23 protein-coding genes and 1 other RNA gene are annotated in these 22,435 nt (G+C 72.6%); 8 read left to right on the forward strand and 16 right to left on the reverse strand.

Annotated elements, in window-relative coordinates:
- Positions 1–19 precede the first annotated feature (19 nt).
- The 3 genes from MMF93_RS12840 (at position 20) to MMF93_RS12850 (ending at position 2,870) form a co-directional block, all read left to right on the forward strand.
- Complete coding sequence (locus MMF93_RS12840) at positions 20–841, forward strand: helix-turn-helix domain-containing protein (RefSeq protein ID WP_114025039.1); 822 nt, start codon at positions 20–22, stop codon at positions 839–841.
- Positions 838–1,113 (forward strand): DUF397 domain-containing protein, encoded by a 276-nt coding sequence (locus tag MMF93_RS12845; RefSeq protein ID WP_242751438.1) that lies wholly within the window; start codon positions 838–840, stop codon positions 1,111–1,113. Before MMF93_RS12840 ends, MMF93_RS12845 begins: the two co-directional genes overlap by 4 nt.
- Positions 1,114–1,919: 806 nt before the next feature.
- Positions 1,920–2,870 carry a D-alanyl-D-alanine carboxypeptidase family protein gene (locus MMF93_RS12850; RefSeq protein ID WP_242751439.1) on the forward strand — a complete coding sequence of 317 codons (951 nt, stop codon included), beginning with the start codon at positions 1,920–1,922 and terminating at the stop codon, positions 2,868–2,870.
- Between the two features lie 34 nt (positions 2,871–2,904).
- Here MMF93_RS12850 and MMF93_RS12855 read toward each other — a convergent pair whose 3' ends face one another.
- Positions 2,905–3,489, reverse strand: coding sequence for a TetR/AcrR family transcriptional regulator (locus MMF93_RS12855; RefSeq protein ID WP_242757521.1), 585 nt, complete (start codon positions 3,487–3,489; stop codon positions 2,905–2,907).
- A 50-nt stretch (positions 3,490–3,539) separates the two neighbouring features.
- Here MMF93_RS12855 and MMF93_RS12860 point away from each other — a divergent pair, with 50 nt between their 5' ends.
- Complete coding sequence (locus MMF93_RS12860; protein WP_423835412.1) at positions 3,540–4,367, forward strand: class I SAM-dependent methyltransferase; 828 nt, start codon at positions 3,540–3,542, stop codon at positions 4,365–4,367.
- 55 nt (positions 4,368–4,422) lie between these two features.
- Here the strand turns inward: MMF93_RS12860 and MMF93_RS12865 are convergent, their stop codons facing one another.
- On the reverse strand, positions 4,423–5,304 hold the full coding sequence (locus tag MMF93_RS12865; protein WP_242751440.1) for a LysR family transcriptional regulator: 882 nt from the start codon (positions 5,302–5,304) through the stop codon (positions 4,423–4,425).
- A 69-nt stretch (positions 5,305–5,373) separates the two neighbouring features.
- Between MMF93_RS12865 and MMF93_RS12870 the strand changes: the two genes are divergently transcribed.
- Positions 5,374–6,384 (forward strand): EamA family transporter, encoded by a 1,011-nt coding sequence (locus tag MMF93_RS12870; RefSeq protein WP_242751441.1) that lies wholly within the window; start codon positions 5,374–5,376, stop codon positions 6,382–6,384.
- Between the two features lie 30 nt (positions 6,385–6,414).
- Here MMF93_RS12870 and MMF93_RS12875 read toward each other — a convergent pair whose 3' ends face one another.
- On the reverse strand, positions 6,415–7,224 hold the full coding sequence (locus MMF93_RS12875; protein ID WP_242751442.1) for a TetR/AcrR family transcriptional regulator: 810 nt from the start codon (positions 7,222–7,224) through the stop codon (positions 6,415–6,417).
- 112 nt (positions 7,225–7,336) lie between these two features.
- Between MMF93_RS12875 and MMF93_RS12880 the strand changes: the two genes are divergently transcribed.
- On the forward strand, positions 7,337–8,269 hold the full coding sequence (locus tag MMF93_RS12880) for an alpha/beta fold hydrolase (RefSeq protein ID WP_242751443.1): 933 nt from the start codon (positions 7,337–7,339) through the stop codon (positions 8,267–8,269).
- 26 nt (positions 8,270–8,295) lie between these two features.
- Here the strand turns inward: MMF93_RS12880 and MMF93_RS12885 are convergent, their stop codons facing one another.
- Positions 8,296–8,916, reverse strand: a complete 621-nt coding sequence (locus tag MMF93_RS12885; protein WP_242751444.1) for a TetR/AcrR family transcriptional regulator — start codon at positions 8,914–8,916, stop codon at positions 8,296–8,298.
- A gap of 129 nt (positions 8,917–9,045) precedes the next feature.
- On the opposite strand from MMF93_RS12885, the gene MMF93_RS12890 reads away from it, so the two are divergent.
- Positions 9,046–9,819: an SDR family NAD(P)-dependent oxidoreductase gene (locus tag MMF93_RS12890; protein WP_242751445.1), complete on the forward strand. Its 774-nt coding sequence runs from the start codon at positions 9,046–9,048 to the stop codon at positions 9,817–9,819.
- 175 nt (positions 9,820–9,994) lie between these two features.
- On the opposite strand, the gene MMF93_RS12895 is transcribed toward MMF93_RS12890, so the two are convergent.
- The 8 genes from MMF93_RS12895 to ftsE form a co-directional block, all read right to left on the reverse strand.
- Complete coding sequence (locus MMF93_RS12895) at positions 9,995–10,972, reverse strand: LysR family transcriptional regulator (protein ID WP_274709454.1); 978 nt, start codon at positions 10,970–10,972, stop codon at positions 9,995–9,997.
- Positions 10,973–11,407: 435 nt separating this feature from the next.
- Positions 11,408–12,346: an oxygenase MpaB family protein gene (locus MMF93_RS12900; RefSeq protein ID WP_242751447.1), complete on the reverse strand. Its 939-nt coding sequence runs from the start codon at positions 12,344–12,346 to the stop codon at positions 11,408–11,410.
- 64 nt (positions 12,347–12,410) lie between these two features.
- On the reverse strand, positions 12,411–13,055 hold the full coding sequence (locus tag MMF93_RS12905) for a GOLPH3/VPS74 family protein (RefSeq protein WP_242751448.1): 645 nt from the start codon (positions 13,053–13,055) through the stop codon (positions 12,411–12,413).
- Between the two features lie 482 nt (positions 13,056–13,537).
- Positions 13,538–13,910, reverse strand: a transfer-messenger RNA (tmRNA) gene (ssrA, locus tag MMF93_RS12910).
- Positions 13,911–14,048: 138 nt separating this feature from the next.
- Positions 14,049–14,576, reverse strand: a complete 528-nt coding sequence (gene smpB, locus MMF93_RS12915; protein WP_114024964.1) for an SsrA-binding protein SmpB — start codon at positions 14,574–14,576, stop codon at positions 14,049–14,051.
- 18 nt (positions 14,577–14,594) lie between these two features.
- Positions 14,595–15,926 carry a S41 family peptidase gene (locus MMF93_RS12920; protein ID WP_242751449.1) on the reverse strand — a complete coding sequence of 444 codons (1,332 nt, stop codon included), beginning with the start codon at positions 15,924–15,926 and terminating at the stop codon, positions 14,595–14,597.
- Between the two features lie 68 nt (positions 15,927–15,994).
- Positions 15,995–16,906, reverse strand: a complete 912-nt coding sequence (gene ftsX, locus MMF93_RS12925) for a permease-like cell division protein FtsX (RefSeq protein WP_242751450.1) — start codon at positions 16,904–16,906, stop codon at positions 15,995–15,997.
- A gap of 22 nt (positions 16,907–16,928) precedes the next feature.
- Positions 16,929–17,618 (reverse strand): cell division ATP-binding protein FtsE, encoded by a 690-nt coding sequence (gene ftsE, locus MMF93_RS12930; protein WP_242751451.1) that lies wholly within the window; start codon positions 17,616–17,618, stop codon positions 16,929–16,931.
- Positions 17,619–17,907: 289 nt separating this feature from the next.
- Here ftsE and MMF93_RS12935 point away from each other — a divergent pair, with 289 nt between their 5' ends.
- Positions 17,908–18,102, forward strand: coding sequence for a hypothetical protein (locus tag MMF93_RS12935; RefSeq protein ID WP_242751452.1), 195 nt, complete (start codon positions 17,908–17,910; stop codon positions 18,100–18,102).
- A 171-nt stretch (positions 18,103–18,273) separates the two neighbouring features.
- Here MMF93_RS12935 and MMF93_RS12940 read toward each other — a convergent pair whose 3' ends face one another.
- The 4 genes from MMF93_RS12940 to MMF93_RS12955 all read right to left on the reverse strand — a co-directional run bounded on the left by MMF93_RS12940 (position 18,274) and on the right by MMF93_RS12955 (position 22,414).
- On the reverse strand, positions 18,274–19,083 hold the full coding sequence (locus tag MMF93_RS12940; RefSeq protein WP_242751453.1) for an LPXTG cell wall anchor domain-containing protein: 810 nt from the start codon (positions 19,081–19,083) through the stop codon (positions 18,274–18,276).
- 241 nt (positions 19,084–19,324) lie between these two features.
- Positions 19,325–20,440 (reverse strand): peptide chain release factor 2, encoded by a 1,116-nt coding sequence (gene prfB, locus MMF93_RS12945; protein ID WP_242751454.1) that lies wholly within the window; start codon positions 20,438–20,440, stop codon positions 19,325–19,327.
- Positions 20,441–20,476: 36 nt separating this feature from the next.
- Positions 20,477–21,250 carry a 2OG-Fe dioxygenase family protein gene (locus MMF93_RS12950; protein WP_242751455.1) on the reverse strand — a complete coding sequence of 258 codons (774 nt, stop codon included), beginning with the start codon at positions 21,248–21,250 and terminating at the stop codon, positions 20,477–20,479.
- 12 nt (positions 21,251–21,262) lie between these two features.
- Complete coding sequence (locus MMF93_RS12955) at positions 21,263–22,414, reverse strand: iron-containing redox enzyme family protein (protein WP_242751456.1); 1,152 nt, start codon at positions 22,412–22,414, stop codon at positions 21,263–21,265.
- Positions 22,415–22,435 lie beyond the last annotated feature (21 nt).

A 22,435-nucleotide genomic window follows, 5' to 3' on the forward strand; every position in this document is an offset into this window, starting at 1 on the left:
GTTGGGGAGAGACATGGCTATGCCACAGAAGAAGCGTCAGAAGAATGCGTCCGCCATGAAGATGGTCGGCCAGTTGCTGGCCAACTACCGCCGCGTGGCGGGCTTCACGCAGTGCGGGCTCGCCAAACAGGCGTGTGTCGACGAGGAGACCATCGCCTCCATCGAACAGGGCCGACGCCCCCTCAAGAGCGACCTCGCGGAACTGTTGGACGACATCCTCGGAACGAAGAACTCGCTGGCGATCGCCGTCGCCAACCTCCCCGAGATGGACAAGTATCCGCTGTGGGCGGAGGAGTTCATCGATCGGGAGCGGGAAGCTTTGGCCATCGACTGGTTCGAGAACCAGGTGTTGCCCGGACTGTTGCAGACGGAGGATTACGCCCGAGCGGTTTTTCGGAGCAAAGAGCCGCCGTTGAGCGCGGACGAGCTTGAGGTCCAGGTTGCCGGTCGTATGGATCGTCAGAGCGTGTTCCACCGGAAGACTCCGCCCTCAGCGAGCTTCGTCATCTCTGAAGCCGTGTTGATGGACCGGCTAGGTGGAGACGCGGCTCGTCGCCAGCAGATGTGTCGCCTCCGGCGAGACTCGGACCTCCCGGGTGTCTCGATCCAGATCATGCCGCTCGGTCGAGAGACTCATGCCGGACTCGATGGCCCTTTCATCGTGCTGGAAACCCCCGAGAACGAGCAGTTGGGATACATGGAGACCCAGCGTGGCAGCATGCTCGTCTCCGAACCGAACGAGGTCAGCATTCTTGCTCGGAAGTATGCGATGCTGCGAACGCAGGCTCTCAACATCGAAGACTCCCGAAGCCTGCTAGATCGGCTGCTAGGAGAGGCATGAGCAACGCACAGTCCACACCCGGCACCGGCAACCTGGCGTGGTTCAAGTCCAGCTACAGCGGCAGCGAGGGCGGCGCCTGCCTCGAAGTCGCCTACACCTGGCACAAGTCCAGCTACAGCGGGACAGAAGGCGGCAACTGCCTGGAGGTGGCGAGTTGTTCGCGCGGCGTCGTGCACGTGCGGGACTCGAAGAACCCGGGCGGGCCCGCCCTCGCCCTCTCCCCCGCCGCCTGGGCGCGGTTCACCACCCACGCCACCACCACCCACCCCTGACTCGTCACCCCCTCAGGGGGTGACGCTCCTACATCAGGTCCTGCGCACCTCTCGGCCGCCATCACACGAGAGGTATCGGCCAGTGGACCCGGCCGGAGATCCCCGCGACGGCGGACGACGGTGACGGTGACGGCGCCAAGAACGCGGGCTCGACCGGTTCGGGCTCCACGGGCGGCGGCTCCGAACAGGAAGAGACCGGCCGCCGTCGCGCATACTCGGGGCTCCTGGACCGCCCCCGGCACCCCGCCGTGCGGTCCGCACCGCGCCTCCTTCCCGAACGCCTTCCCGAGCCGGTGAGGTTGGGCGAGGTGGCGCGCGCGGCGGGGCACGCCCCAGAGTGGAGGGGCAGCACACCCGGGCCCACGGGGGATGTTCCGTCTCGCCGTGCGCTGCCGCAACCGGGCAGCACGGGCCGCACGGGGGTCGGCCTGCACACCGTCCTGCCCCTGCCCGCCGACCTCGCCCGCGTCCTGGACGAGGCGTCGGCGTCCGGACTCTGACTGCCCTCGGAGTCCCCACGCCCGGCCGGAGAGGTGGAGGGGGACCTTCCCGGTCGCAGCCCTCGATAAGTTTCCCGTTCCCGTGAACTTCCTCCCAGGGCTCGGCATCACAACTGATGCGCGCCCGGCGATCCCGTGGCGGCGCGCCGGATTGAACCGGTGAACCCGCGTTCCCGTGAAGCCAGTGCGCGCTTCGGCGACGGCGTCCCGCTCCCGTGCCCCCACGGATGACGGAGCGAGCGCACGCGTCGCCACCGCGCGCAGCACCCCCACCAACGCCATACCGCAGATGCGGAGCACTCCCAGATGACTGTCAGAATGCCGAGCCGTAAGGTCGTTGCCGCTGTCGCCGGCGGCGGGGCGCTGCTCGTGGCCACCCCACTGGTCGCCCACGCCGTCATCTCCCGCGACGCCCCTCCGACCGTCGCCGCCAAGGGCGCCGCGCTGGTCGACGTGAGCGGCAAGGACGACGAGGGCGGCAAGGACGGCAAGTCCGTCTTCGCCAAGGAGGCCGACACCGTCCGCCCCATCGCGAGCACGACGAAGATCATGGTCGCCACTGTCGTCCTCGACACCGAGAACGTGGACCTGGGGCGCCGGGTTCCGGTCGAGCAGGCGTACCGCGACTACGTCACCGAGCACCACGCCAGCACGGCTGATCTTCAGACGGGCGACAAGCTCACCGTCCGCCAGCTGCTCTATGCCGCGCTGCTGCCGTCGGGCGCCGACGCCGCCTACGCGCTGGCCGACACCTTCGGTGAGGGCGACACCAAGACTCAGCGGGTGAAGTCGTTCGTCGGGAAGATGAACGCCAAGGCCGACTCGCTGCACCTGAACAAGACGAGGTTCTCCACCTTCGACGGCACGGGCGAGGACGCCAGCACCCCGAAGGAACTGGTGCAGCTGGCCCGGCACGCGATGCGGAACCCCGTCTTCCGCAAGGCCGTCAAGACGGAGAAGTTCAAGAGCGAGGCCCCGGCCGCCAACGGCCGTACCCGCTACTACACCTGGAACAACACCAACCATCTCCTCGACGCGTACGACGGCGTGATCGGCATCAAGACCGGGACCACCGCCAAGGCGGGCGAGTGCCTGGTGTTCGCCGCCACCCGTGGCGACAAGGAGTTCGTCGGCGCGGTCCTCAACAGCAAGGACAGGTTCCAGGACGCGGCCAAACTGCTGGACCACGGCTTCGGGTCCGACGACGCGAAGGACATGGAGATCGAGGAAGAACCGTCGGACGGCGCGCAGGACTGACGGCCCCCCCTGCCCGCGCGGGTGGGCGGGGGCGTCACCCCGCCCCGGCAAGGACCGTGACCACGGACCGGTGCACGGCCGCCGTGTCGGGCGGGGTGCCCGTGCGGTCGGCGAAGAGCAGATGCGCGGCGCCGATCAGCGTCGGGGCCAGGACGTCGATGTCGGCGTCGGCCGCGACGCGGCCGAGGCCGCGTTCGGCGGCGAGGTAGGCGGCGATCATCGCCGTGGCCTCGGCGAGCAGCGGGACGCCCGTGGGGCGGGACGCGCGCAGCCGGGCCCGCAGTTCGTCGCGTGAGGTGACCAGCCCGACGATCGCGACGGCGACGGACTCGAACACCGTCGTCAGCGCCTCCGTGAGGTTGTCGGCGACGGTACGGCTCCCGGCCGCGTCGCACAGGGCGCGGGTCTGCGCGTCGAGCCGGGCGACGCGGTCGAGGACGAGTGCGGCGAGGAAGCCGTCGAAGTCGGTGAAGTGCCGGTGCAGTACGCCCTTGGCGCAGTCGGCTTCCGTGGTGACGGCCCGGCTGGTGAGCGCGCTGGGCCCCTCCCGCAGCAGGACGCGTTCGGCGGCGTCGAAGAGCCTGCCGCGTACGTCGCTCAGGTGCACTCCGGTCGGCACTCGCATCCCTTTCCGTTGCCTAGTGGGCACTTGCCCACTACGGTGGGCGCATGCCCACTCTACCGCCGGACGGCGCACAGCCCGCCACGCCCGCATCCCACCACGAACGCCGGATGGCCGAATCGTTCGGCGCGGACGCCGAGCGCTACGACCGGGCGCGGCCCCGCTACCCGGAAGCGCTGGTACGGCGGATCGCCGCCGGCAGTCCTGGGCCCTCCGTGCTCGACGTCGGCTGCGGCACCGGCATCGCCGCCCGCCAGTTCGTCGCGGCCGGCTGCCACGTCCTCGGCCTCGACGTGGACGCACGCATGGCCGCCTTCGCGCGGCGCGGCGGCGTCGAGACCGAGGTGGCGGCGTTCGAGGACTGGGACGCGGCCGGGCGCGTGTTCGACGCGGTGGTCGCGGGCCAGACCTGGCACTGGGTCGATCCCGTCGCCGGGGCGGCCAAGGCGGCCCGGGTGCTGCGCCCGGACGGCAGGCTGGCCCTCTTCTGGAACGTCCCCGCGCCCTCGCCCGAGGTCGCGGGGGCCTTCCACGCCGTGCACCAGCGGGTGCTGCCTCACGAGCCGCTCAACCAGTGGGCGAAGCCCGCCCTCGACGGACACGTGGCACTGCTGGCCACGGCCGCCGACGGGATACGGCAGGCCGGCGCGTTCGACGAGCCGGAGGAGTGGCGGTTCGCGTGGGAGCGGTCCTACACGCGCGAGGCCTGGCTGGACCAGATCCCCACCAGCGGTGTGGCGGCCCGCATGCCGGCCGCCACGCTCCGGGAACTGCTGGCGGCGACCGGTGCCGCCATCGACGCCATGGGCGGCGCGTTCACGATGCCGTACACCTCCGTGGTGGTCACCGCGCGGCGGACCGCCACCGACAGCTGAGCCGGCGCCCACGGCGGTGACGGCACGCTGCGGGTGCCGCCGTGGTCCGCCCCGGCTACGGCGTGCCGCCCTCGTCCTCCCCGCCGCCCGCGACGACCTCGTACGCCAGTTCCACGAGAGCGGGGACGGCCGGGTGTCCCGGGCCCTCGCGCCAGGCGAGGACCACGGGTACGGCCGGCGCGTCCACCAGCGGGCGGTAGACCAGCGAGGGGTGCGTGTGGTTGCGCGGGGTGGCCGTCGTGGACACGCCCACGGCACGGTCCGCGGCGATCGCGATGAGCCACTCGTCGGTGTTGGTCACCTCGATGGCCCCCACGGGCCGGGCGGCGGGCGGCCACAGCTCCATCGTCGTCGTACCCGAGACGGTGTTGAGGACGATCGGGCGGGTGGCGAGGTCCGCCAGCGTCACCTGCGGCAGCGCGGCCAACGGGCTGTCCGCCGAGACGACCGCCACCCGCTCCTCCCGCAGCAGCAGGCGCGTGGCGATCCCCGAGACGGTGACGGTGCCGCGCAGCAGGGCCACATCGACCGCGCCCCGTGTGAGCCCCGCCGTGGCGTCGTCGATCCGCCGCAGCTCCAGCGGCACGCCCGGATGCGTCTCGTCCCAGCGGCGCATCAGCGGCACGGTGTGGTCGCCGAGCGCCGCCCAGGTGTGGCCGAGCCGCAGCGGCCAGGCCGTCAGCCCGCGGGGGTCGAGCGCGACCTCGACCGCGGCGAGGGCCGCGGCCGCCTTGTCGCGGAACACGCGTCCGGCGGCCGTGAGTTCGAGATGGTGCGTGGAACGGTCCACGAGGCGGGTCCGCAGGTGGTCTTCGAGCTGGCGCAGCGTGCGTGAGAGCGCGGGCTGTCCCACGTGGAGGCGGGCGGCGGCACGGGTGACACTGCCCGCCTCGGCGATCGCGAGGAAGGCCCGCAGATGGCGCAGCTCCATGGTCATGCCTCCCGAGCATAACCACTGCGGAATCGGCATTTCACCCGCGCGGGAAGAATCCCTAGCGTGAAGGCCATGACCTCCACCGCGCCCGATCCCGCCACCGCGGCGTCCACGTCCGTTCCTCCCGCCGCATCCGCGTCTCCCGCCCCGTCCATGACCGCCACCACGTCCGTGACTGCCGCCGGGCCGGAAACGACGACCGGGCCGGAGGCCTCGGCGGTGCGTGTGCACGTCGGCGGATCCACCGGGCGGGGCAGTCTCACCGGAGTCGGCCTCGTGCTGGCCGGGACGTTGTCCGTCCAGTTCGGTTCCGCCTTCGCCGCGCTGCTGTTCCCGCGGGCCGGCGCGCTCGGCACGGTCGCCCTGCGGATCGCGCTCGCCGCCGTCCTGCTGCTCCTCGTCACCCGGCCCCGGCTGCGCGGCTACACGCGCGCCGACTGGAGCGTCGTCGCCGGCTTCGGCCTGGCCCTCGGCGGCATGAACATGCTCTTCTACCAGGCGATCGACCGCATCCCCCTCGGACCTGCCGTCACCCTCGAAGTACTCGGGCCGCTGCTGCTGTCCGCCGTCACCTCCCGCCGCGCCGCCGGTCTGCTGTGGGCCGGCCTCGCGCTGGCCGGCGTCTACCTGCTGGGCAGCGGCGGCTTCGACCAGCTCACCCTCCCCGGCATCGCCTTCGCCCTGGGCGCCGGAGCGATGTGGGCCGCGTACATCCTGCTCAACGCCCGCGCGGGCGCCCGTTTCCCCCGCCTGGACGGCCTCGCCATCGCGATGAGCGTCGCCGCGCTCGTCAGCCTGCCGCTCGGCCTCACCTCCACCGGGACGACCCTGCTCGAACCCGGCGTGCTCGCGCTGGGCCTGGCCATCGCGGTGATGTCCTCCGGCGTGCCCTACACCCTCGAACTGCTCGCGCTGCGCCGCCTGCCCGCGGCCACCTTCGCGGTCCTCACGAGCCTGGCACCGGCCGTCGCCGCGCTGGCCGGATACCTGGTGCTCCACCAGGGGCTCTCGGCGCTCCAGTGCGCCGCGATCGCGATGGTGGTCGCCGCGAGCGCGGGAGCGGTACGGACCGGCAGACGGTGACCGCGCCCCACCAGCCGGGGAAGCCCTGACTCAGTCCGGCGCCGCCGCAGGGACGTCCTCCTCCGGAGCGAGGAGCCCCGTCAGTACGCGGGTGACGAGGCGGTCGAAGAGGGCTTCGGCTGATCCCTCCCCCACGCCGCCCTGGCCGCCGGCCTGCTGCCCGGCGGCCCCCTGTCCGGCGGCCAGTGCGGCGACCAGGTGGGGGTGGTCGCCGTCCGTCGCGAGCGCGGTCAGATACGCGTGCTGGGCCTGCTGCCACTGCGGGAGCGCCCCCCGCCCGGCGGCGGCCTGGTCGAGTTCGGCGCGGCTGAGGGAGGCGACCACGGCGTTCATGACGCCGATGGCCTCCAGCTTGCTCCGCGCGCTGCCGGGGGTGCCGGCGAGTACGGCCAGCGCCTGTTCGAGGTAGGCGACCCCGTGCGGGCCCAGGGGGCGGCGCGTGGCCGTCGCGTCCAGCAGCCACGGGTGGGCGAGGTGGAGGCGACGGCTCTCCCGGGCGAGAGCGAGCAGCCCGGCCACGGGGCGACGGCGGTCCGCACCCGGCCCCGACCCCGCCGGGGGGACGTTCATCTCCGCGTGCACCTTGTCGACCATCAGCTCCAGCAGCTCGTCGCGGGTGGTCACGTACCGGTACAGGGACGCGGGCGCCGAGGCGAGGGCCCGCGCCACCGCCCGCATGGTGACGGCCGCGAGCCCCTGTTCGTCGGCCAGCGCGACCCCCGCCGCCGCGAGGTCCTCGCGCGCGAACGTCGGCGCCGGCCCCTTCCCGGCGCGTACGGGGCGCAGCCAGATGCTGCTCGGCGGCTCCTCGGGCACGGCCACCTCCTGTTCTGCGAACAACGTGTGCGGTAGATTACCGGACAGGTACCGCGAACACCGATCGCAGTAAGGCCCGCGGAGGGCCGCACAGAGCGGCCACAGCGCGCGGCCACAGTCCGAGGAGGGCGCGACCATGCCGGAACAGGCACCACCTGGAACGCACTGGAGTGCGACCCGCTTCGCCGATAACGGCGGGGTACGCATCGCCTACGACACGTTCGAGGACGCCGGAGGCGCACCACTCCTCCTGATCATGGGGCTCGGAGTGGCGCGGCACTGGTGGCCGACAGGGCTGTGCCACGCCTTCGCCGACGCCGGATTCGCCGTCGCCCGCTACGACCAGCGCGACGCCGGCGCCTCCAGCCGCATACCGGACACCGCCCCGAGCAACCCCTTCCGCAGCCTGCTGCGCGCCCGGCCCGCGCCCTACACGGCCGAGGACATGACCGACGACGCCGTGGCCGTCCTGGACGCACTCGACTGGGAGCGCGCCCACGTCTTCGGCCACTCGCTGGGCGGCCTGCTCGCGCAACGGCTCGCCCTGCGCCACCCCGACCGGGTGGCGAGCGTGACCACCTCCGCGGCGCTGCCCAGCGACGTCGCCGGCCTCCGCGTCCTGCGCTACCTGCGCCCCGGCCTGCTCACCCGGCTCGCCCGTGCCCGCTTCCCCGAGGGCCGCGAAGGAGACATCGAGGCGAGCGTCGCCGTCTGGCGCGGCGTCTCCTCCCCCGGCTACCCGTTCGACGAAGCGGCCGCCCGCGCCTGGGCAGAGGCGCAGGCGGACACCGGTCCGCGCGACACCAAGGCCCAGAGCCGGCAGATCGGCGCCCCCTGGCACGGCCCGGCTCTGCGCACCCTCGGGCACCCCACCCTCGTCCTGCACGGCCAGGAAGACCCGATCCTGCGGGTGGCCGCGGCCCGGGCCACCGCCCGTACGGTCCCGGACTCGCGCCTGGTCGCCTACCCCGGCGTCGGCCACGACCTCCCCGCAGCCCTGTGGCCCGACATCGCCCGCCGAGTCGCCACCCTGGCCACCTCGACCACCCTGCGCCCCACCCGCCCCTGACCGGGGGGGGCGGCACCCGGGGGCCGTCAGCGCACGGGCGGGCGGGACACCAGCGTGTCCCAGGAGGCCATGGCGGCGTGCGCCACCGCCAGGAGGTCGTCGCGTGTGGCACCGTCCCGCGCCTGGACGGAGAGGCCGAAGAGGACCGTGGCGTAGAACGCGGCGAGGGAGCGGGTGTCCGCGCCCGCGGGCACGTCGCCCTCCGCGACACCGCGGTCGATCCGGTCGCGGAGCGAACGCTCCATCACCCGGCGGTCGTCGCACAGCAGAGTGCGGACGGTCTCGTGCTCGGGAGCGCAGGTGGTCGCGGACAGCACGACCATGCAGCCCCGGGGGCTGCCCGGCTCGGTGTAGGCGCAGGCGTTGCCGCGGAGCACCTCACCGATGGCCTCGCGCGCGGTGCCCTCCTCGCGCAGGGCGCGCGCGGTGACGCCGCCCTCGGTGCGCCCGTAGAGCTCCACCGCCTCGCGGAAGAGCTGCTCCTTGGAGCCGAAGGCGGCGTAGAGGCTGGGCGGCCTGATGCCCATGGCGCCGGTCAGCTCGGCCAGGGAGGCCGCCTCGTAGCCCCGTTCCCAGAAGACCCGCATCGCCCGTTCGAGCGCGGCGTCCCGATCGAAGGCGCGCGGCCGCCCGCGTCCCGCTCCCATCCGGACCCCTTTCTGTAGCGCTCGTTTCCGAAAGCCCTTGACGCCCGAGGATACTCGGGGGGTTAATTACGAAGCGATCGATACAGAAATGGGCCCTGCGACGGCCCCCGACCCCGAGTGAGGACTGCCATGACCACCACTACCGAGGACCGACCCACCACCCACCCCCCGCTCACCGGCACGAGCGCACTGGTCACCGGCGGCAGCAGAGGCATCGGCGCCGCCATCGCCAGGCGGCTGGCCGCCGACGGAGCGGACGTCGCGCTGACCTACGTCAGCGCCGAAGAGCGCGCCAAGGAGGTCGCCGAAGACATCCGCGCCCTCGGGCGCCGCGCCCTGGCCCTCCGGGCCGACAGCGCCTCACCCACCGAACCGGTCGAGGCCGTGCACCGTGCGGCCCGCGAGTTCGGGCGCCTCGACATCCTGGTCAACAACGCGGGCATCTTCCCCGCGGGGCCGCTGGAGGAGCTCACGCCCGACACCATCGACCGCGCCCTCGCCGTCCACGTCCGCGCCGCCCTGCTCGCCGCGCAGGCAGCGGCCGGACACATGCGCGCAGGCGGCCGCATCGTCACCATCGGCAGCAACCTCGCCGACCGCGTGCCCCGCAGCGGCATCACCCTCTACGCCGCCTCCAAGTCCGCGCTCAGCGGCCTCACCAAGGGCCTCGCCCGGGACCTGGGGCCCCGCGGCATCACCGCCAACCTCGTCCATCCCGGCTCCACGGACACCGACATGAACCCCGCCGACGGCGACAAGGCAGACGGACAGCGCGCCCTCACCGCACTCGGCCGCTACGGCACCCCGGAAGGCATCGCGGCGACGGTCGCCCACCTGGTGCACCCCGACGCGGGCGGCACCACCGGTGCGGCTTTCACGGTGGACGCGGGGGCGAACGCGTAACGCTCGCGCGGCTACGCGTGTATGCGGCTACGCGGCTACGGGGCGGGGGCGGCTGGTGGGGGCACCTCCCGGCCGAAGCCCCCTGGGGGTACCTCCCGGCCGGAGGCTGGGGGACTCCGGCCGGGAGGTACCCCCAGGGGAGCGGTTCCTCGCGCCCCTCCGAGGTGCGCCGCGGTCACCTCGTGGTGGGGGACAGTGCCTCGTCAGCCCTCGGGAGCCAGGTGTCGGGCGCCCGCGCGAGCCATCCCTCGCGGGCGCCCGCCGCGCGCGCCGCGTCCGCCAGCGCCGTCAGGCCCGCGTGGCGCAGGCCCCTGCGCCACACCATCGAGACGGGCGACAGCGGCACGGGATCGGTCAGCGGGCGCAGCACCATGCCCTCGACGCCGACGAAGACGCTGGTCGCCAGCACCGACCAGCCCCTGCCGCGCACCACCCGCGCGAACTCCCGTTCGCCCTCGATCTTCGGAAAGGGTTCCGCCAGCCTGATCCCGTACCCGGCGAAGAGGTCGGCGGCGTAGGAGGTCCACTCGGCGGTTCCGGGGTTCCCCGCACCGGCGTACAGGGTCTCCCCCTCCAGCGCCGCCAGCGGCACCTCGTCCAGGTCTGCGAGCCGGTGCCGGCCGGGGAGCAGGACGGCCACGCGCTCGTACCGCACCAGCCGGTGGTCGAGCCCGCGCAGCACCTCGCGGGGCAGCCCCGCCACCCGGCCGAACGCCACGTCCAGACCGCCCGCCAGCAGGTCGTCGGCCGCGGCGGTCAGGCCGCTGTAGTAGCGGGCGACGAACTCGACTCCGGGCGCCGCCTCGCGCGCCGCCTCCAGCACCCGGCTTCCCGTGGACACGGGGGCGGCGACGTCGACGGTCAGCGGCCGCCCTCCGGCCGCTGGCCCCCTGCCGAACGCGGCGTCCAGGGCCTCGTGCGCGGCCAGCACCCCCCGCGCGTACGGCAGCAGGCGCTCGCCTTCCGGGGTCAGTGTCACCCGCCGGGTGCTCCGCACGAACAGCACGGCACCCAGCTCGCGCTCCAGCGAGCGGACATCCCGGCTGAGCGCCTGCTGAGCCACGTACAGGCGCGCGGCCGCGCGGGTGAAGTGCAGCTCCTCGGCGACGGCGACGAAGCCCCGCAAAAGGCGCGGGGACAGCTCACTGGGCACCAGGGGACGGTAAGCGGGCCGCCCCACCATTCACAACACAGGTGCGTGAACGGAGCCTCAGAAGGTGTTGGACCCCGCCCGTGACCTGCGGCGACGCTGAACTCATGACAGTCACCTACCACCGCCCCAGAACGCAGCCCTCCCACCCGCCGGCCTCACTCACCGACCGCACGACGCTGTACGCCCTGCACGGCAGCACCCTCGTCGCCGCACGACTGCCGGCACCCCGCGCGCACCCTGCGCCGCCTCGCACGCCCTCTCGGCAACGTTCCCCGCGCGCCCCGCTGCGCGCCCTGCTCGCGGCACTGTCCCGGCACAGGCGCGGCGGGCGCGGGAGAGGGTGACCCGTCACCGGACGGCATCCGCCCAGGGCGGGCGTTCCGCCCAGGGCTGGGCGTCCGCCCGGGACGGGTGTCCGCCCGAAACGGGCGCTCTTCACCCGCGGGGCGAGTAGTGCTGGGGCCAGTCCCGTTCCTCGGGCGGGGGCAGGTTGCGGGACGGAGTCTCCACCGGCGGGGCGTGCTCGGCGCGCAGCCCCCGCGCCCGCTCCCATCCGGCCCGCGCCCTGGGATGGAACCGGCGCGCCGGCGGCACCAGCTTCCAGCCCCAGTGGATGAGCCGCCCGATCCTGCGCAGCCTGCGCTCGTCCCGCACCGTCCACACGTAACCGAGGCGGCGCCGCACGGCGGGCGGGAAGAAACCGACCGTGAACCACACCGAGGCCCGCGCCTGCGGCGCGCGCACCAGCCGCCACACCGCCTCGGGCAGCCACCCGAGCGCGGGCGGCTTCGCCAGCGCCGTCAGATCGAGCACGTCCCTGGCCGGCGTGTTGTCCTCCAGCACCTCCGCCGCCATACGGTCCCAGTACACGCAAAAGTCGTCCCAGTTGGCCGGCACGGGGCGCATGCTCATCCCGTACAGCCGCCACCACTGCACGTGCTCGTCGAACAGCCGGCGCTTCTGCGCCTGCGTCAGACCCGGCCCGAGCCGGTCCGCGACCAGGAGAGTCAGCACGAAGAAGGTGGCGTGCGCCCAGTAGAACGTGTCCGGGTCGAGGGCGTGATACGGGCGCCCTTCGCGGTCGGTCCCCTTGATGGTGTGGTGGTAGCCGCGCACCTGCCGCGCCGTCTCGACCGCACGCGGCCCGTCGTAGACGACACCGCCGATCGGATACAGCGAACGGAACAGCCGCTCCCACCGCTCCTCGAAGAAGCGCGAGTGCTCGGCGACCCCCGCGCCCAGCTGCGGATGCATGTTCTGCATCGCCCCGGCCCAGGGCGCCAGCAGGACGCCGCGCCAGTCACCGAAGTACTTCCAGGTCAGCGAGTCGGGACCCAGCGGTTCCGGCATGTCGCCTCGCACGCCTCGCACCATCGGGCGCTCCTTCCGCTCCGGGCGCGGCCGCCCGCTCGCAGCGTAGAGGCCGCGCGCGCCGACATCAGCCCCCCGCCGAGGCCCCGCTCGCCGCCGCCGTCCGCGCGTCGAGCGCCTTCTTCAACGCGGGCCCCGCGACCCCCGCGCGGGCCGTCAACTCCTTGAGCCGCCGGCGGTTGCGGTGCCGCACCCCCCAGCTCAGCTCGGGGCACAGCCGAGCCAGCGCCGCGAACGAGGCGAGCGCGGCGCGCGACGGCTCGACCCGGTCGACCGGATCGCTGCCCGTCAGCGTCGCCACGGCCTCCGCCCGCAGCAGACCCGGAAGCCGCTCGTCACGCACCGTGATCTCCTTGCGGCGCAGCGTCCGGGACGCGACGGAGATCAGCCCCGCTCTGGCCAGGTCGTCCTCGACCGCCAGGCACGTCTCCCGGCGCTCCTTCTGCACGAGCGTGTGCCAGCGGCGGGCCCGGGAGTGGCCCTCGATGGAGCGCAGGGCGCCGTCCAGCACGGGATCACCGGTACGGCGGCCTCCCCCGACGGGCCGGGCCTTACCCCGGTCGTCCTTCAGACACGCCCGCGCCTCGAGCTCGGCCAACGTCGCCGCCCTGATCGCATACCCCAACTCGTCCCCCCACTTCAGCCGCTCCTTCTCGACGTCGCACGCCAGCAGGAAGAGCCGCCTAGGCAAGCTGCCCGGTATCTGTTCCATGCCCCCATCACAGCACGCCCCGGAAACCCCGGGAACCCCGAAAAGCCCTGATCAGCACACCGGAGAGCAACCGCCACCACGCCGCCCACCCCACGCAGACCGCCGGAGGACACCGAACCACACCCCGCAGACCAGGAGAGGGCACCGCCACCACGCCACCCACCCACGCAGACCAGGAGAGGGCACCGCCACCACACCGCCCACCCACGCAGACCACGAGAGAGCACCGCCACCACGCCCCCCACCCACGCAGACCACGAGAGAGCACCGCCACCACGCCCCCCACCCACGCAGACCACGAGAGAGCACCGCCACCACGCCCCCCACCCACGCAGACCACGAGAGAGCACCGCCACCACGCCCCCCACCCCTGTGAGGGGGGGTGCGGGTGGCGAAGCCCCCGCCCACGCGCGGCGAAGCCGCGCAAAACGACGAAGGCGAGGCGGCCCACGCTGTCCGTGGGCACACCTCGCCTCTCGCCTTCGTGGAGATGGCGGGAATCGAACCCGCGTCCAACGAAGTGGAAACAGGGCTTCTCCGAGCGCAGTCCGCTGCGATTTTCTCGGCCCCGGAGATCACGCGGACAAGTCTCCGACGGGCCCAGTCACTGTGTGATGTCCCGGCAGGCCCCGTGACCGGACCTACGCGGTGAGTTCCCTTAGCTGATGCCAGGAACCGGGGCGGAAACTACCCCGGGCTGACACTTCGCAGGTCGCTGCTCAGGCAGCGAGGGCGAAGGAATCGCGCTTGGTGTTGGCGATTATTTTTTTGCGGCACGTGGTTAACGAGATCATTGCCGCGTTCCTCGGCTCGCTTCCCCTGCTTCGACGTTCGCTGTCGAAACCGATCATCCCCATGTTGAGTTGAGAAACTCCGCCCCGCTGGGAGGGCTGACGCCCATAGTACGTGACCTGTGCGCACCTGTGCCAACCCTTTCGGGTCCTCGCCTATTCCGCCCGGCTCCCGGGCGCGGCCCAGGGCCCGGCGGGACGGCTACCTGGCCATGCTCCGCTGCCGCCGCCGGGCCGCGGACATCGCGCGGTCGGCCTCGCGCCGGTCCTGCTTCTCGCGGAGCGTGTGCCGCTTGTCGTACTCCTTCTTGCCTCGCGCGAGGGCGATCTCGACCTTGGCGCGGCCCCGGTAGAAGTAGAGCTGGAGGGGGACCAGCGTCAGACCCGTCTCCTGGAGCTTGCCGGTGAGCTTGTCGATCTCCACGCGGTGCAGCAGCAGCTTCCGCTTGCGGCGGGCGGCGTGGTTGGTCCACGTGCCCTGCGCGTACTCGGGGATGTGGACGTTGTGCAGCCACACCTCGCCGCCGTCGACCTGGGCGAAGCCGTCGACGAGGGAGGCGCGGCCCATGCGCAGCGACTTGACCTCGGTGCCCGTCAGCGCGATGCCGCACTCGTAGGTGTCCAGCACCAGGTAGTCGTGGCGCGCCTTCTTGTTCTGCGCGACGAGCTTCCTGGCGTCCTTGTCGTCCTTGGCCTTCGCCTTGGTCCGTTGCGTCTTCATCTTCGCCATAGCCCGGCCATTCTCCCACTACGACCGGGCTTCGAGGCCACTCAATACTGTCCTCGCCCGCTGCATGGCCGCGTCCGTGTCGTGGACGGCGAGGTCGGGGGCCAGGCCCCGTCCCTCCACGTCGCGACCTGACGGAGTCGTGTAGTGACCGACCGTCAGCTCGGCGACGGAGCCGTCACTCTGGTGCTCGGGCATCTGCACGGAGCCCTTGCCGAAGGTGCGGGAGCCGACGACGACGGCGCGCCCCCGGTCCTGGAGCGCGCCGGTCAGCAGTTCGGCGGCGCTCATGGTGCCGCTGTCGACGAGGACGACGACGGGGCGGCGCTCCACGTCGACGCCGCCCGTCCCGCTGCCGGCGTCGTCGCGCTCGGCGTACAGGGCCCGCTGCCTGCCGTTGTCGTCGTAGGTGGCGACGAGGCCGCCGTCGAGGAAGGCGGACGCCGCGGTGACCGCCTCGTCGACCAGGCCGCCGGAGTTGCCCCGCAGGTCGAGGACGATGGCCCCGTCCGCGGGGACCTGCTCGCGGACGGCCTCGCGCACCCGTTCGCCCGCGCCGCGGGTGAAGGCGCCGACCTTGATGCGGGTGACGCCGTCACCCAGCCGCCGGACACGCACGGACTCGGTCGTCAGCTGCGCGCGCCGCAGGGTGCGGGTCAGCTCGCGCCCGTCGCGTACGAGGTGCAGCGTGACGTGGGTGCCGGGTGCGGCTGCGCCGCTCGGCGCTTCCGGGTCCGAGCCGCGCAGCAGGGCGACGACGGTGGTCACGGGCTTGCCGGTGACCGGCTGCCCGGCCACGGAGCGCAGCCGGTCGCCGGCGCGGACGCCGGCGTCGTCGGCGGGGCTGCCCGGCCGCACGCGGTCCACCTCGATCGCCGTTCGGCGGCCGTGCACAGGCCCGTCCTGCCGCCCGTCCCGGCTGCCGCCGTGCGACCGCCCGCCGTCCCCTCGGGACACCCCGTCACCCGTGTGGGTCTGGCGTACGGAGATGCCGACGCCGACGTAGCTGCCCTCCAGGGCGTGCCGCAGCTGCGCGTACTCGCGCGCCGAGTAGGCCGCGGACCAGCGGTCGCCGCTGCGGCTGACGACGACGTCGGCGTCGTCCCCGGCCCGCTCCCGCGCCTCGCGCGCGCTGCCGGGCGCCTCGCCCTTGCCGTCACCCGCGGCGCCGGGCGCACCGGCCGCGGCGCCGTGCGCCGCCGCGTCGGGGCCCGCCGGGGAGCCGAGGGCGGTCAGCTCACCGCCGAAGGAGCCGGTGGCGGCGCCGGTCGCCAGCACGCCGACGAAGACCAATGTCAGGGCCCCGCGCCGCGACCGGCGCGGGCGCGTATCGAGGAACCACGAGCCTGGCATGGTCCGGAGTGTAGGGCAGCGCGGGGCGCTCTACGGGCGGTTGCGACAAGGGCACCCCGCGTCCTGTGTCACACCTTCAGGTACTTGCGCAACGTGATGAACGCTGCTGCCGCCGGCACCAGAACCCCCACCGCGAGGATCAACGGCAGCACCTTGATCACGGCGTCCCAGCCGATGAAGTTGATCAGCAGGATCTTCTCCTGGAGCCAGTTGTTGATCAGGAAGTACTTGCCGAACACGAGCAGCACGCAGGCGAAACCGGCGCCGATCAGGCCCGCGATGGCAGCCTCCAGGATGAACGGCATCTGGATGTAGAAGCTGGAGGCGCCGACCAGCCGCATGATGCCCGTCTCCCTGCGGCGGCTGAACGCCGAGACCCGCACGGTGTTGACGATCAACAGCAGCGCCACCACCAGCATCAGCGCCATCACGCACAGCGCCGCGATGTTCATGCCGTTGAGGAGGTTGAAGATGTTCTCCAGCAGACTGCGCTGGTCCTGCACCTCCTGCACGCCCTGTCTGCCGGAGAACGCCGTCTGGAGGACCTGGTACTTCGTGGGGTCCTTGAGCTTGACCCGATAGGACTCCTGCATCTGGTCCGCGGTCAGCGAGTCGGCCAGCGGGGAGTCCTTGAAGTCCTGCTTGTAGTGCTTGTACGCCTCGTCGGCGGACTCGTAGTAGATCTTCTCGACGACGTCGAGCTTCTCCAGGTCGGTCTTGATCTCCTGCTTCTGCTGCGAGGTGACGGCACCCTTGTCGCAGTTGGGGTCCGAGGAGGCGTCGTTCTTGTTGCACAGATAGATGGAGACCTGGACCTTGTCGTACCAGAATCCCTTCATCGTGCTGACCTGCTCACGGGCGAGCAGCGAGCCGCCCGCCAGCGCGAGCGACAGGGCGACGGAGACGATCACCGCGAAGGTCATCGTGAGATTGCGACGGAGACCGACGCTGATCTCCGACAGAACGAACTGGGCGCGCATGGCGTGCTTTCCTCGGCTTTCCTCAGTGCTGGTATCCGTAGACGCCGCGCGACTGGTCGCGCACGAGGCGGCCGGTCTCCAGCTCGACGACGCGCTTGCGCATCTGGTCGACGATCTGCTGATCGTGGGTGGCCATCACCACGGTGGTCCCCGTGCGGTTGATGCGGTCGAGCAACTTCATGATGCCGACGGAGGTCTGCGGATCCAGGTTGCCTGTCGGCTCGTCGGCGATCAGCAGCATGGGCCGGTTGGCGAACGCCCGGGCGATGGCCACGCGCTGCTGCTCACCGCCGGAGAGCTCGCCCGGCATCCGCTCCTCCTTGCCGCCCAGCCCCACGAGGTCGAGGACTTCGGGCACCGTCTTGCGGATCTGGACCCGGGACTTGCCGATGACCTCCAGCGCGAACGCCACGTTCTCCCCGACCGTCTTGTTGCCCAGCAGCCGGAAGTCCTGGAAGACCGTGCCGAGCTGGCGCCGCATGTGCGGCACCTTCCAGTTCGACAGCCGTGCCAGGTCCTTGCCCAGCACATGCACCTGTCCCGTGCTGGCGCGCTCCTCGCGCAGGATCAGCCGCAGGAAGGTGGACTTGCCGGACCCGGAGGAGCCCACGAGGAAGACGAACTCGCCGCGCTCGATCTCCAGCGAAACGTCGCGGAGCGCCGGGCGGTTCTGCTTGGGATAGGACTTGGAGACGCTGTCGAATCGGATCACGGATACACCACGTCGGCCTGGGTAGGGGCAACGGAAGCCGCGGTGCGGCCCCTGGGGCACCTCCCGCGTTCAGCCGGGGGTGCGGTGTGGGCGACCATACGCGAAGCGTGGCGTGCCGTGCACGCGGCACCGGCGTACGCCACTCGCACCGGCGTCCCCCTCACCGGTGCGTCCGCGCTCCACCTGCTTGTTTCTGCGGAAGCTGCCGTCACCTGGCAGAGTGGAGTTGAGCACCTATGGGGAACGAATCACGTACGGGTGGCGTTGGCGCGACTGAGGAGGGATTCGCATGACATGCGACCGACTGGTGTGTGCCAACTGCGCGGGGCCCGTGAGCGAGGGCCGGTGCGCCGTGTGCCGCGCCCACCGCGAGCGCCTGCACCGCGAGTCCCCGCTCGCCAACCTGTCCCCCACCGCGCTGATCGCCCTGCTGGCGACGCTGATAGCCGTGGCGCTGGTGGCACAGAAGGTCGCCACGGCCTGACGCGGCACGGGGCCCGCCACCTGCTTCGAGCACCGCGCGGGCCCGAGCGGCACGCCGGTGCGGGTGCGACGACAGCGCGCCGGGCCCGGCGGCCCGAAGGCCCCCGAACCCGGCGCGTTGTGTCTCTGCGCTGTGACGCAGCCGACGTGCTGCTACACAGCAGTCGTGCTGTTACGCAGCGGTACGACGGTTGACCATGCGCGGCATCAGGCGGAAGCCGATGCCACCGGCGATCATCGTCGCGGCGCCCACGAGGAGGAACGTCGTCTCGGTCGAACCGGTCTCGGCCAGTTCGTCCTTCGGCGCCTCGGGCTTGCTGTCCTGCACCGGCTGGCTGCCGGCGCTGTCCGGGTTGGCCCCGCCGCCCTGGCAGTTGACGTTGTCGCCGTCGAGCTCGCAGGTGTCGTCGTCGCCACCGCCGGAACCGCCGATGGTCGCGGGCTCCTCGCCGCCACCACCGTTGCCGCCGTTCCCGCCGTTGCCACCGTTCCCGCCGCCGTCGGCGTTGCCGCCGTTGCCGCCGTTCCCGTTGCCACCGTTGCCGTTGTCGCCGCCGCCGTTGTCGTCACCGCCGCCGGGGCCACCGTTGCCGCCCGGGCCACCGTTGCCGCCGGGACCGCCGTTGTCGCCGCCGCCGTCGTCACCGCCGATGCCGCCGTCGTCGCCGCCGCCGTTGTCACCGCCGCCGTTGTCGTCACCGCCGATGACGGTGCCCCCGATGCCGTTGTCACCGCCGCCGTCGTCACCGCCGCCGATGCCGCCGTCGTCACCGCCGGAGTCGCCGCCGCTGTCACCGCCGCCGATGAGGCCGCCGATGATCCCGCCGATGACTCCGCCGTTGTCACCGCCGCCGGAGCCGCCGGAGCTGTCGCCCGGCCCCGCCGCCTGCGCGGCGCCTGCCGCGGTCAGCGAGGCGCCGGCCGCGAACACGGTCGCCGCGGCTATGCGCGCGACCCGCAGCCGCGTCTTCGATTTGCTCATGTTCCAACTACCCCCAGTAGCTGTACTCGTCCATGGGGCAGCTGCGCGCGGAGCGCGTCCGCACCGGGCGTGCCGTCGAGGCGAACTGGTTCGTCCCCACCCCGGGCTCCCGCCGTTTGCTCACCGGGGCGCTTTCTTCACCCCGTACATGCGCCCCTGACACAGGCATGCCGAGCGAACAGCTTTCCCCAGCCTTCACACGCCCGTCAAGCGAAGACCGGATGAACCGACTGACGGAACGTCAGTCCTGGGCCTGTTCCTGCTGCTTGCGCCAGCGGATTCCGGCCTCCAGGAAGCCGTCGAGGTCGCCGTCGAGAACGGACTGGGGGTTGCCGACCTCGTGCTCGGTGCGCAGGTCCTTGACCATCTGGTAGGGGTGCAGCACGTACGAACGCATCTGGCTGCCCCAGGAGTTGCCGCCGTCCCCCTTGAGGGCGTCCATCTTGGCCTGCTCCTCCTGGCGGCGGTGGGCCAGCAGACGGGCCTGCATGACGCGCATGGCGGCGGCGCGGTTCTGGATCTGCGACTTCTCGTTCTGGCAGGAGACGACGATGCCGGTGGGCAGGTGCGTCATCCGGACCGCCGAGTCGGTGGTGTTGACCGACTGGCCGCCGGGGCCCGAGGAGCGGAAGACGTCGATCCGCAGCTCGTTCTCGGGGATGTCAATGTGGTCGACCTGCTCGACCACCGGCAGCACCTCGACCCCGGCGAACGAGGTCTGACGGCGGCCCTGGTTGTCGAACGGGGAGATGCGCACCATGCGGTGCGTGCCCTGCTCGACGGAGAGCGTGCCGTAGGCGTAGGGGGCCTTCACGGTGAAGGTCGCGGACTTGATCCCGGCCTCCTCCGCGTAGGAGGTGTCGAAGACCTCGGTGGGGTAGCCGCGCCGCTCGGACCAGCGCAGGTACATCCGCATCAGCTGCTCGGCGAAGTCGGCGGCGTCCACGCCGCCCGCCTCGGCCCGGACGCTGACGACCGCCTCACGCGGGTCGTACTCGCCCGACAGCAGGGTGCGGACCTCCAGCTCGTCCACCGTCTTGCGGACGGACTCCAGCTCGCCCTCGGCCTCGGCGCGCGCGTCGGCGTCGCCCTCGTCCTCGGCCAGCTCGAAGAGCACCCCCACGTCGTCGATGCGCCCGCGCAGCTCCTCGACCTTGCGCAGCTGCCCCTGGAGATAGGAGAGCCGGCTGGTCACCTGCTGTGCGCGCTCGACGTCGTCCCACAGGTCGGGGGCCGCCGCCTGCTCCTCGAGCGCGGCGATGTCTGACCGCATCTTGCCCAGGTCAAGGACGGCCTCGATCGACTCCATGGTGGAGGAGAGGGACTTCAGCTCTTCGGATACATCGACGACTGCCACGCTCCCCACCCTAACCGCAAGCCGCCACCCTGGGCCTTAGCCCACTTGGGCGTCACGCTCCGCGTTCCGGTGTGCGGTCAGCGTGGTGACGAGGACGTCGCGGCGCGCCGGGTGGATGCCGTCGGCGGGCCGCACCGGGTCCACCTCGTGCCAGGTGGCGCGGTCGTCGCCGAGCAGGAGGGTGCCGCGCTCGTGCAGGGTGGTGGCCAGCACCCGGGTGCCGTCCGGTTCGGTGACGGTGCTCTGGCCGCCGACCGCGTTCTCGCGGCCGATCATCAGCGAGGTCACCAGCGTGACGCCGTCCCGGTGGCGGCCCTCGGGGGTGGGCTGCCCGTCGGCGTCGGCGGAGGCGACGACCCGGAACGGGTGCACCTTCACGCTCCACTCGTCGGCGTCGTGCAGGCAGGTCGCGAGCTGTCCGAGCATCCGGGTCAGCGACGTGAACAGGGGGTCGGCAACGAAGGCGTCGGTCAGCGGCGCGAAGTGGCGGTCCTCGCCGACGTGCAGCCGGTTGGTCTCCTCGGGCTGCGCGAAGGCCAGGTGCGGCATCGGGCGCAGCACTCCCGTGCGGTCGAGCAGGAAGTGCCCGTAGCGGCGCAGCCGTCGCGTGCCGTGCCGTGCGGCGTACCCGTCCGCCTCCAGGTCCTCCCAGTGGGAGGCGAAGCGGCTCCAGTCCGTCTCGTCCGCGCCCACGCACCGCGAGAGGGTGGCGGGCCGCATCACGTGGGCCCGCCGGGACAGCAGCGCCTGCCGGGCCTCGGCGACCTCACCCGCGCTCTTCTCCGTCTGAGCACCCGCTATGTCCACCATGCGGCAATCCTCCTACGCGCCCGCCGGGTCCGCATCCGGACTCTCGGCACCGGACCCTGCCGGAGCCGGGCCCGGCTCCGGCTGCAGCGGCGTCCGCAGCGCCGAGGCACCCGAACGCCACGCCTCCAGCAGCGCGGCTCCCAGCCGGTCCTCCAACAGGACGGTGGCGTCGGCGCCGAAGGCGATCTCCGGCTCCTGCGCGGGTTCGCTCGCCAGCAGGCCGCCGATCACCTCCCGGCGCACCACCTGCTCGTGCACGGCGTCGGCCTCCACGTGCTCGTCGTAGAACCGCTCCGCCGCCGCACCCGCCTCGAGCCTGCGCATCGCCGCCGCCAGCCGGCGGGAGCCCGGCGAGGAGGTGACCTCCACGCAGGCGAAATGGCCCACCAGCGCGCCGCGCAGCGCCCTGTGCAGCCCGAACAGCGACATCAGGTTGACCAGGGCGAGGGCAGGGCCCGGCGCGGCGTCCAGGTAGCGCCCGTAGGTGTCGTCCAGGTCCAGGTCGCGCATCAGGTCGGCGAACAGCCGGGCGTGCACGTCCTCGGCGCGGCCCGCGCCGAACTCGTCGTACTCGATGGCCACCATCGCGGCCTTCTCTGCGCCGGTCAGCCGCGGGATCACCCAGGCGTGCGGGTCGGCCTCCTTCAGGTGGTACAGGGAGCGCAGCGCCGCGTACTCGCGCAGCTGCCACCGCTCGCCGTGGTGCTGGAGGTGGTGGGCGACGCCGCCCTCGTGTCCGGCCGGCTCGACGGGCTCGACCAGGAGTTCGCCGAAGGCCTCGTCCACGGTGCGCCCCGCGGGCACGTCCCTGCGGAGGGCGGCCAGGAAGTGGTCCTCCAGCGCCCGGCGCACCCGCAGCAGCTCGGGGTCCCACTCGCGGTCCTCGGCCACCCGGGCGAAGCCGCGGTAGTGCAGCTCGTAGAGCACGTAGAGGGCCAGGTGCAGATCCTCGCCGTACGGGTCGGCGGTCCCCGCCCGGGCGGGGAGGTCGTCCAGGTGCCCGCTGCCGCCGCCCAGCGCCGCCAGGACGCCCGCTGACAGCGGACCCCGCGGCTCGGGCAGCGCGGGCCCGTGCGCGGGCGTGGTGGCGGGCGTGGCCGCCGCCGGGGGCGCGGCCGGTGCGGCGGCGGGGGGCCGCGCTGCCTGCCTGGTGGTCGCCGTCATGGGGGCGCTCCCGTCGTCTCG

Source organism: Streptomyces tubbatahanensis (genome assembly GCF_022699385.1).
Classification (GTDB): Bacteria; Actinomycetota; Actinomycetes; order Streptomycetales; family Streptomycetaceae; genus Streptomyces; species Streptomyces diacarni.

What these genes read in the sequence shown, in the direction of transcription:
- MMF93_RS12870 (WP_242751441.1), top strand. Translation starts at nt 5,374, where the DNA reads ATGACCTCCACCGCGCCCGATCCCGCCACCGCGGCGTCCACGTCCGTT.
- MMF93_RS12920 (WP_242751449.1), bottom strand. Translation starts at nt 15,926, where the DNA reads ATGCCAGGCTCGTGGTTCCTCGATACGCGCCCGCGCCGGTCGCGGCGC.
- MMF93_RS12850 (WP_242751439.1), top strand. Translation starts at nt 1,920, where the DNA reads ATGACTGTCAGAATGCCGAGCCGTAAGGTCGTTGCCGCTGTCGCCGGC.
- MMF93_RS12935 (WP_242751452.1), top strand. Translation starts at nt 17,908, where the DNA reads ATGACATGCGACCGACTGGTGTGTGCCAACTGCGCGGGGCCCGTGAGC.
- MMF93_RS12940 (WP_242751453.1), bottom strand. Translation starts at nt 19,083, where the DNA reads ATGAGCAAATCGAAGACGCGGCTGCGGGTCGCGCGCATAGCCGCGGCG.
- MMF93_RS12950 (WP_242751455.1), bottom strand. Translation starts at nt 21,250, where the DNA reads ATGGTGGACATAGCGGGTGCTCAGACGGAGAAGAGCGCGGGTGAGGTC.
- smpB (WP_114024964.1), bottom strand. Translation starts at nt 14,576, where the DNA reads ATGGCGAAGATGAAGACGCAACGGACCAAGGCGAAGGCCAAGGACGAC.
- MMF93_RS12860 (WP_423835412.1), top strand. Translation starts at nt 3,540, where the DNA reads ATGCCCACTCTACCGCCGGACGGCGCACAGCCCGCCACGCCCGCATCC.
- MMF93_RS12865 (WP_242751440.1), bottom strand. Translation starts at nt 5,304, where the DNA reads ATGACCATGGAGCTGCGCCATCTGCGGGCCTTCCTCGCGATCGCCGAG.
- MMF93_RS12880 (WP_242751443.1), top strand. Translation starts at nt 7,337, where the DNA reads ATGCCGGAACAGGCACCACCTGGAACGCACTGGAGTGCGACCCGCTTC.
- MMF93_RS12890 (WP_242751445.1), top strand. Translation starts at nt 9,046, where the DNA reads ATGACCACCACTACCGAGGACCGACCCACCACCCACCCCCCGCTCACC.
- MMF93_RS12840 (WP_114025039.1), top strand. Translation starts at nt 20, where the DNA reads ATGCCACAGAAGAAGCGTCAGAAGAATGCGTCCGCCATGAAGATGGTC.
- ftsX (WP_242751450.1), bottom strand. Translation starts at nt 16,906, where the DNA reads ATGCGCGCCCAGTTCGTTCTGTCGGAGATCAGCGTCGGTCTCCGTCGC.
- MMF93_RS12905 (WP_242751448.1), bottom strand. Translation starts at nt 13,055, where the DNA reads ATGGAACAGATACCGGGCAGCTTGCCTAGGCGGCTCTTCCTGCTGGCG.
- MMF93_RS12885 (WP_242751444.1), bottom strand. Translation starts at nt 8,916, where the DNA reads ATGGGAGCGGGACGCGGGCGGCCGCGCGCCTTCGATCGGGACGCCGCG.
- MMF93_RS12900 (WP_242751447.1), bottom strand. Translation starts at nt 12,346, where the DNA reads ATGGTGCGAGGCGTGCGAGGCGACATGCCGGAACCGCTGGGTCCCGAC.
- MMF93_RS12845 (WP_242751438.1), top strand. Translation starts at nt 838, where the DNA reads ATGAGCAACGCACAGTCCACACCCGGCACCGGCAACCTGGCGTGGTTC.
- MMF93_RS12955 (WP_242751456.1), bottom strand. Translation starts at nt 22,414, where the DNA reads ATGACGGCGACCACCAGGCAGGCAGCGCGGCCCCCCGCCGCCGCACCG.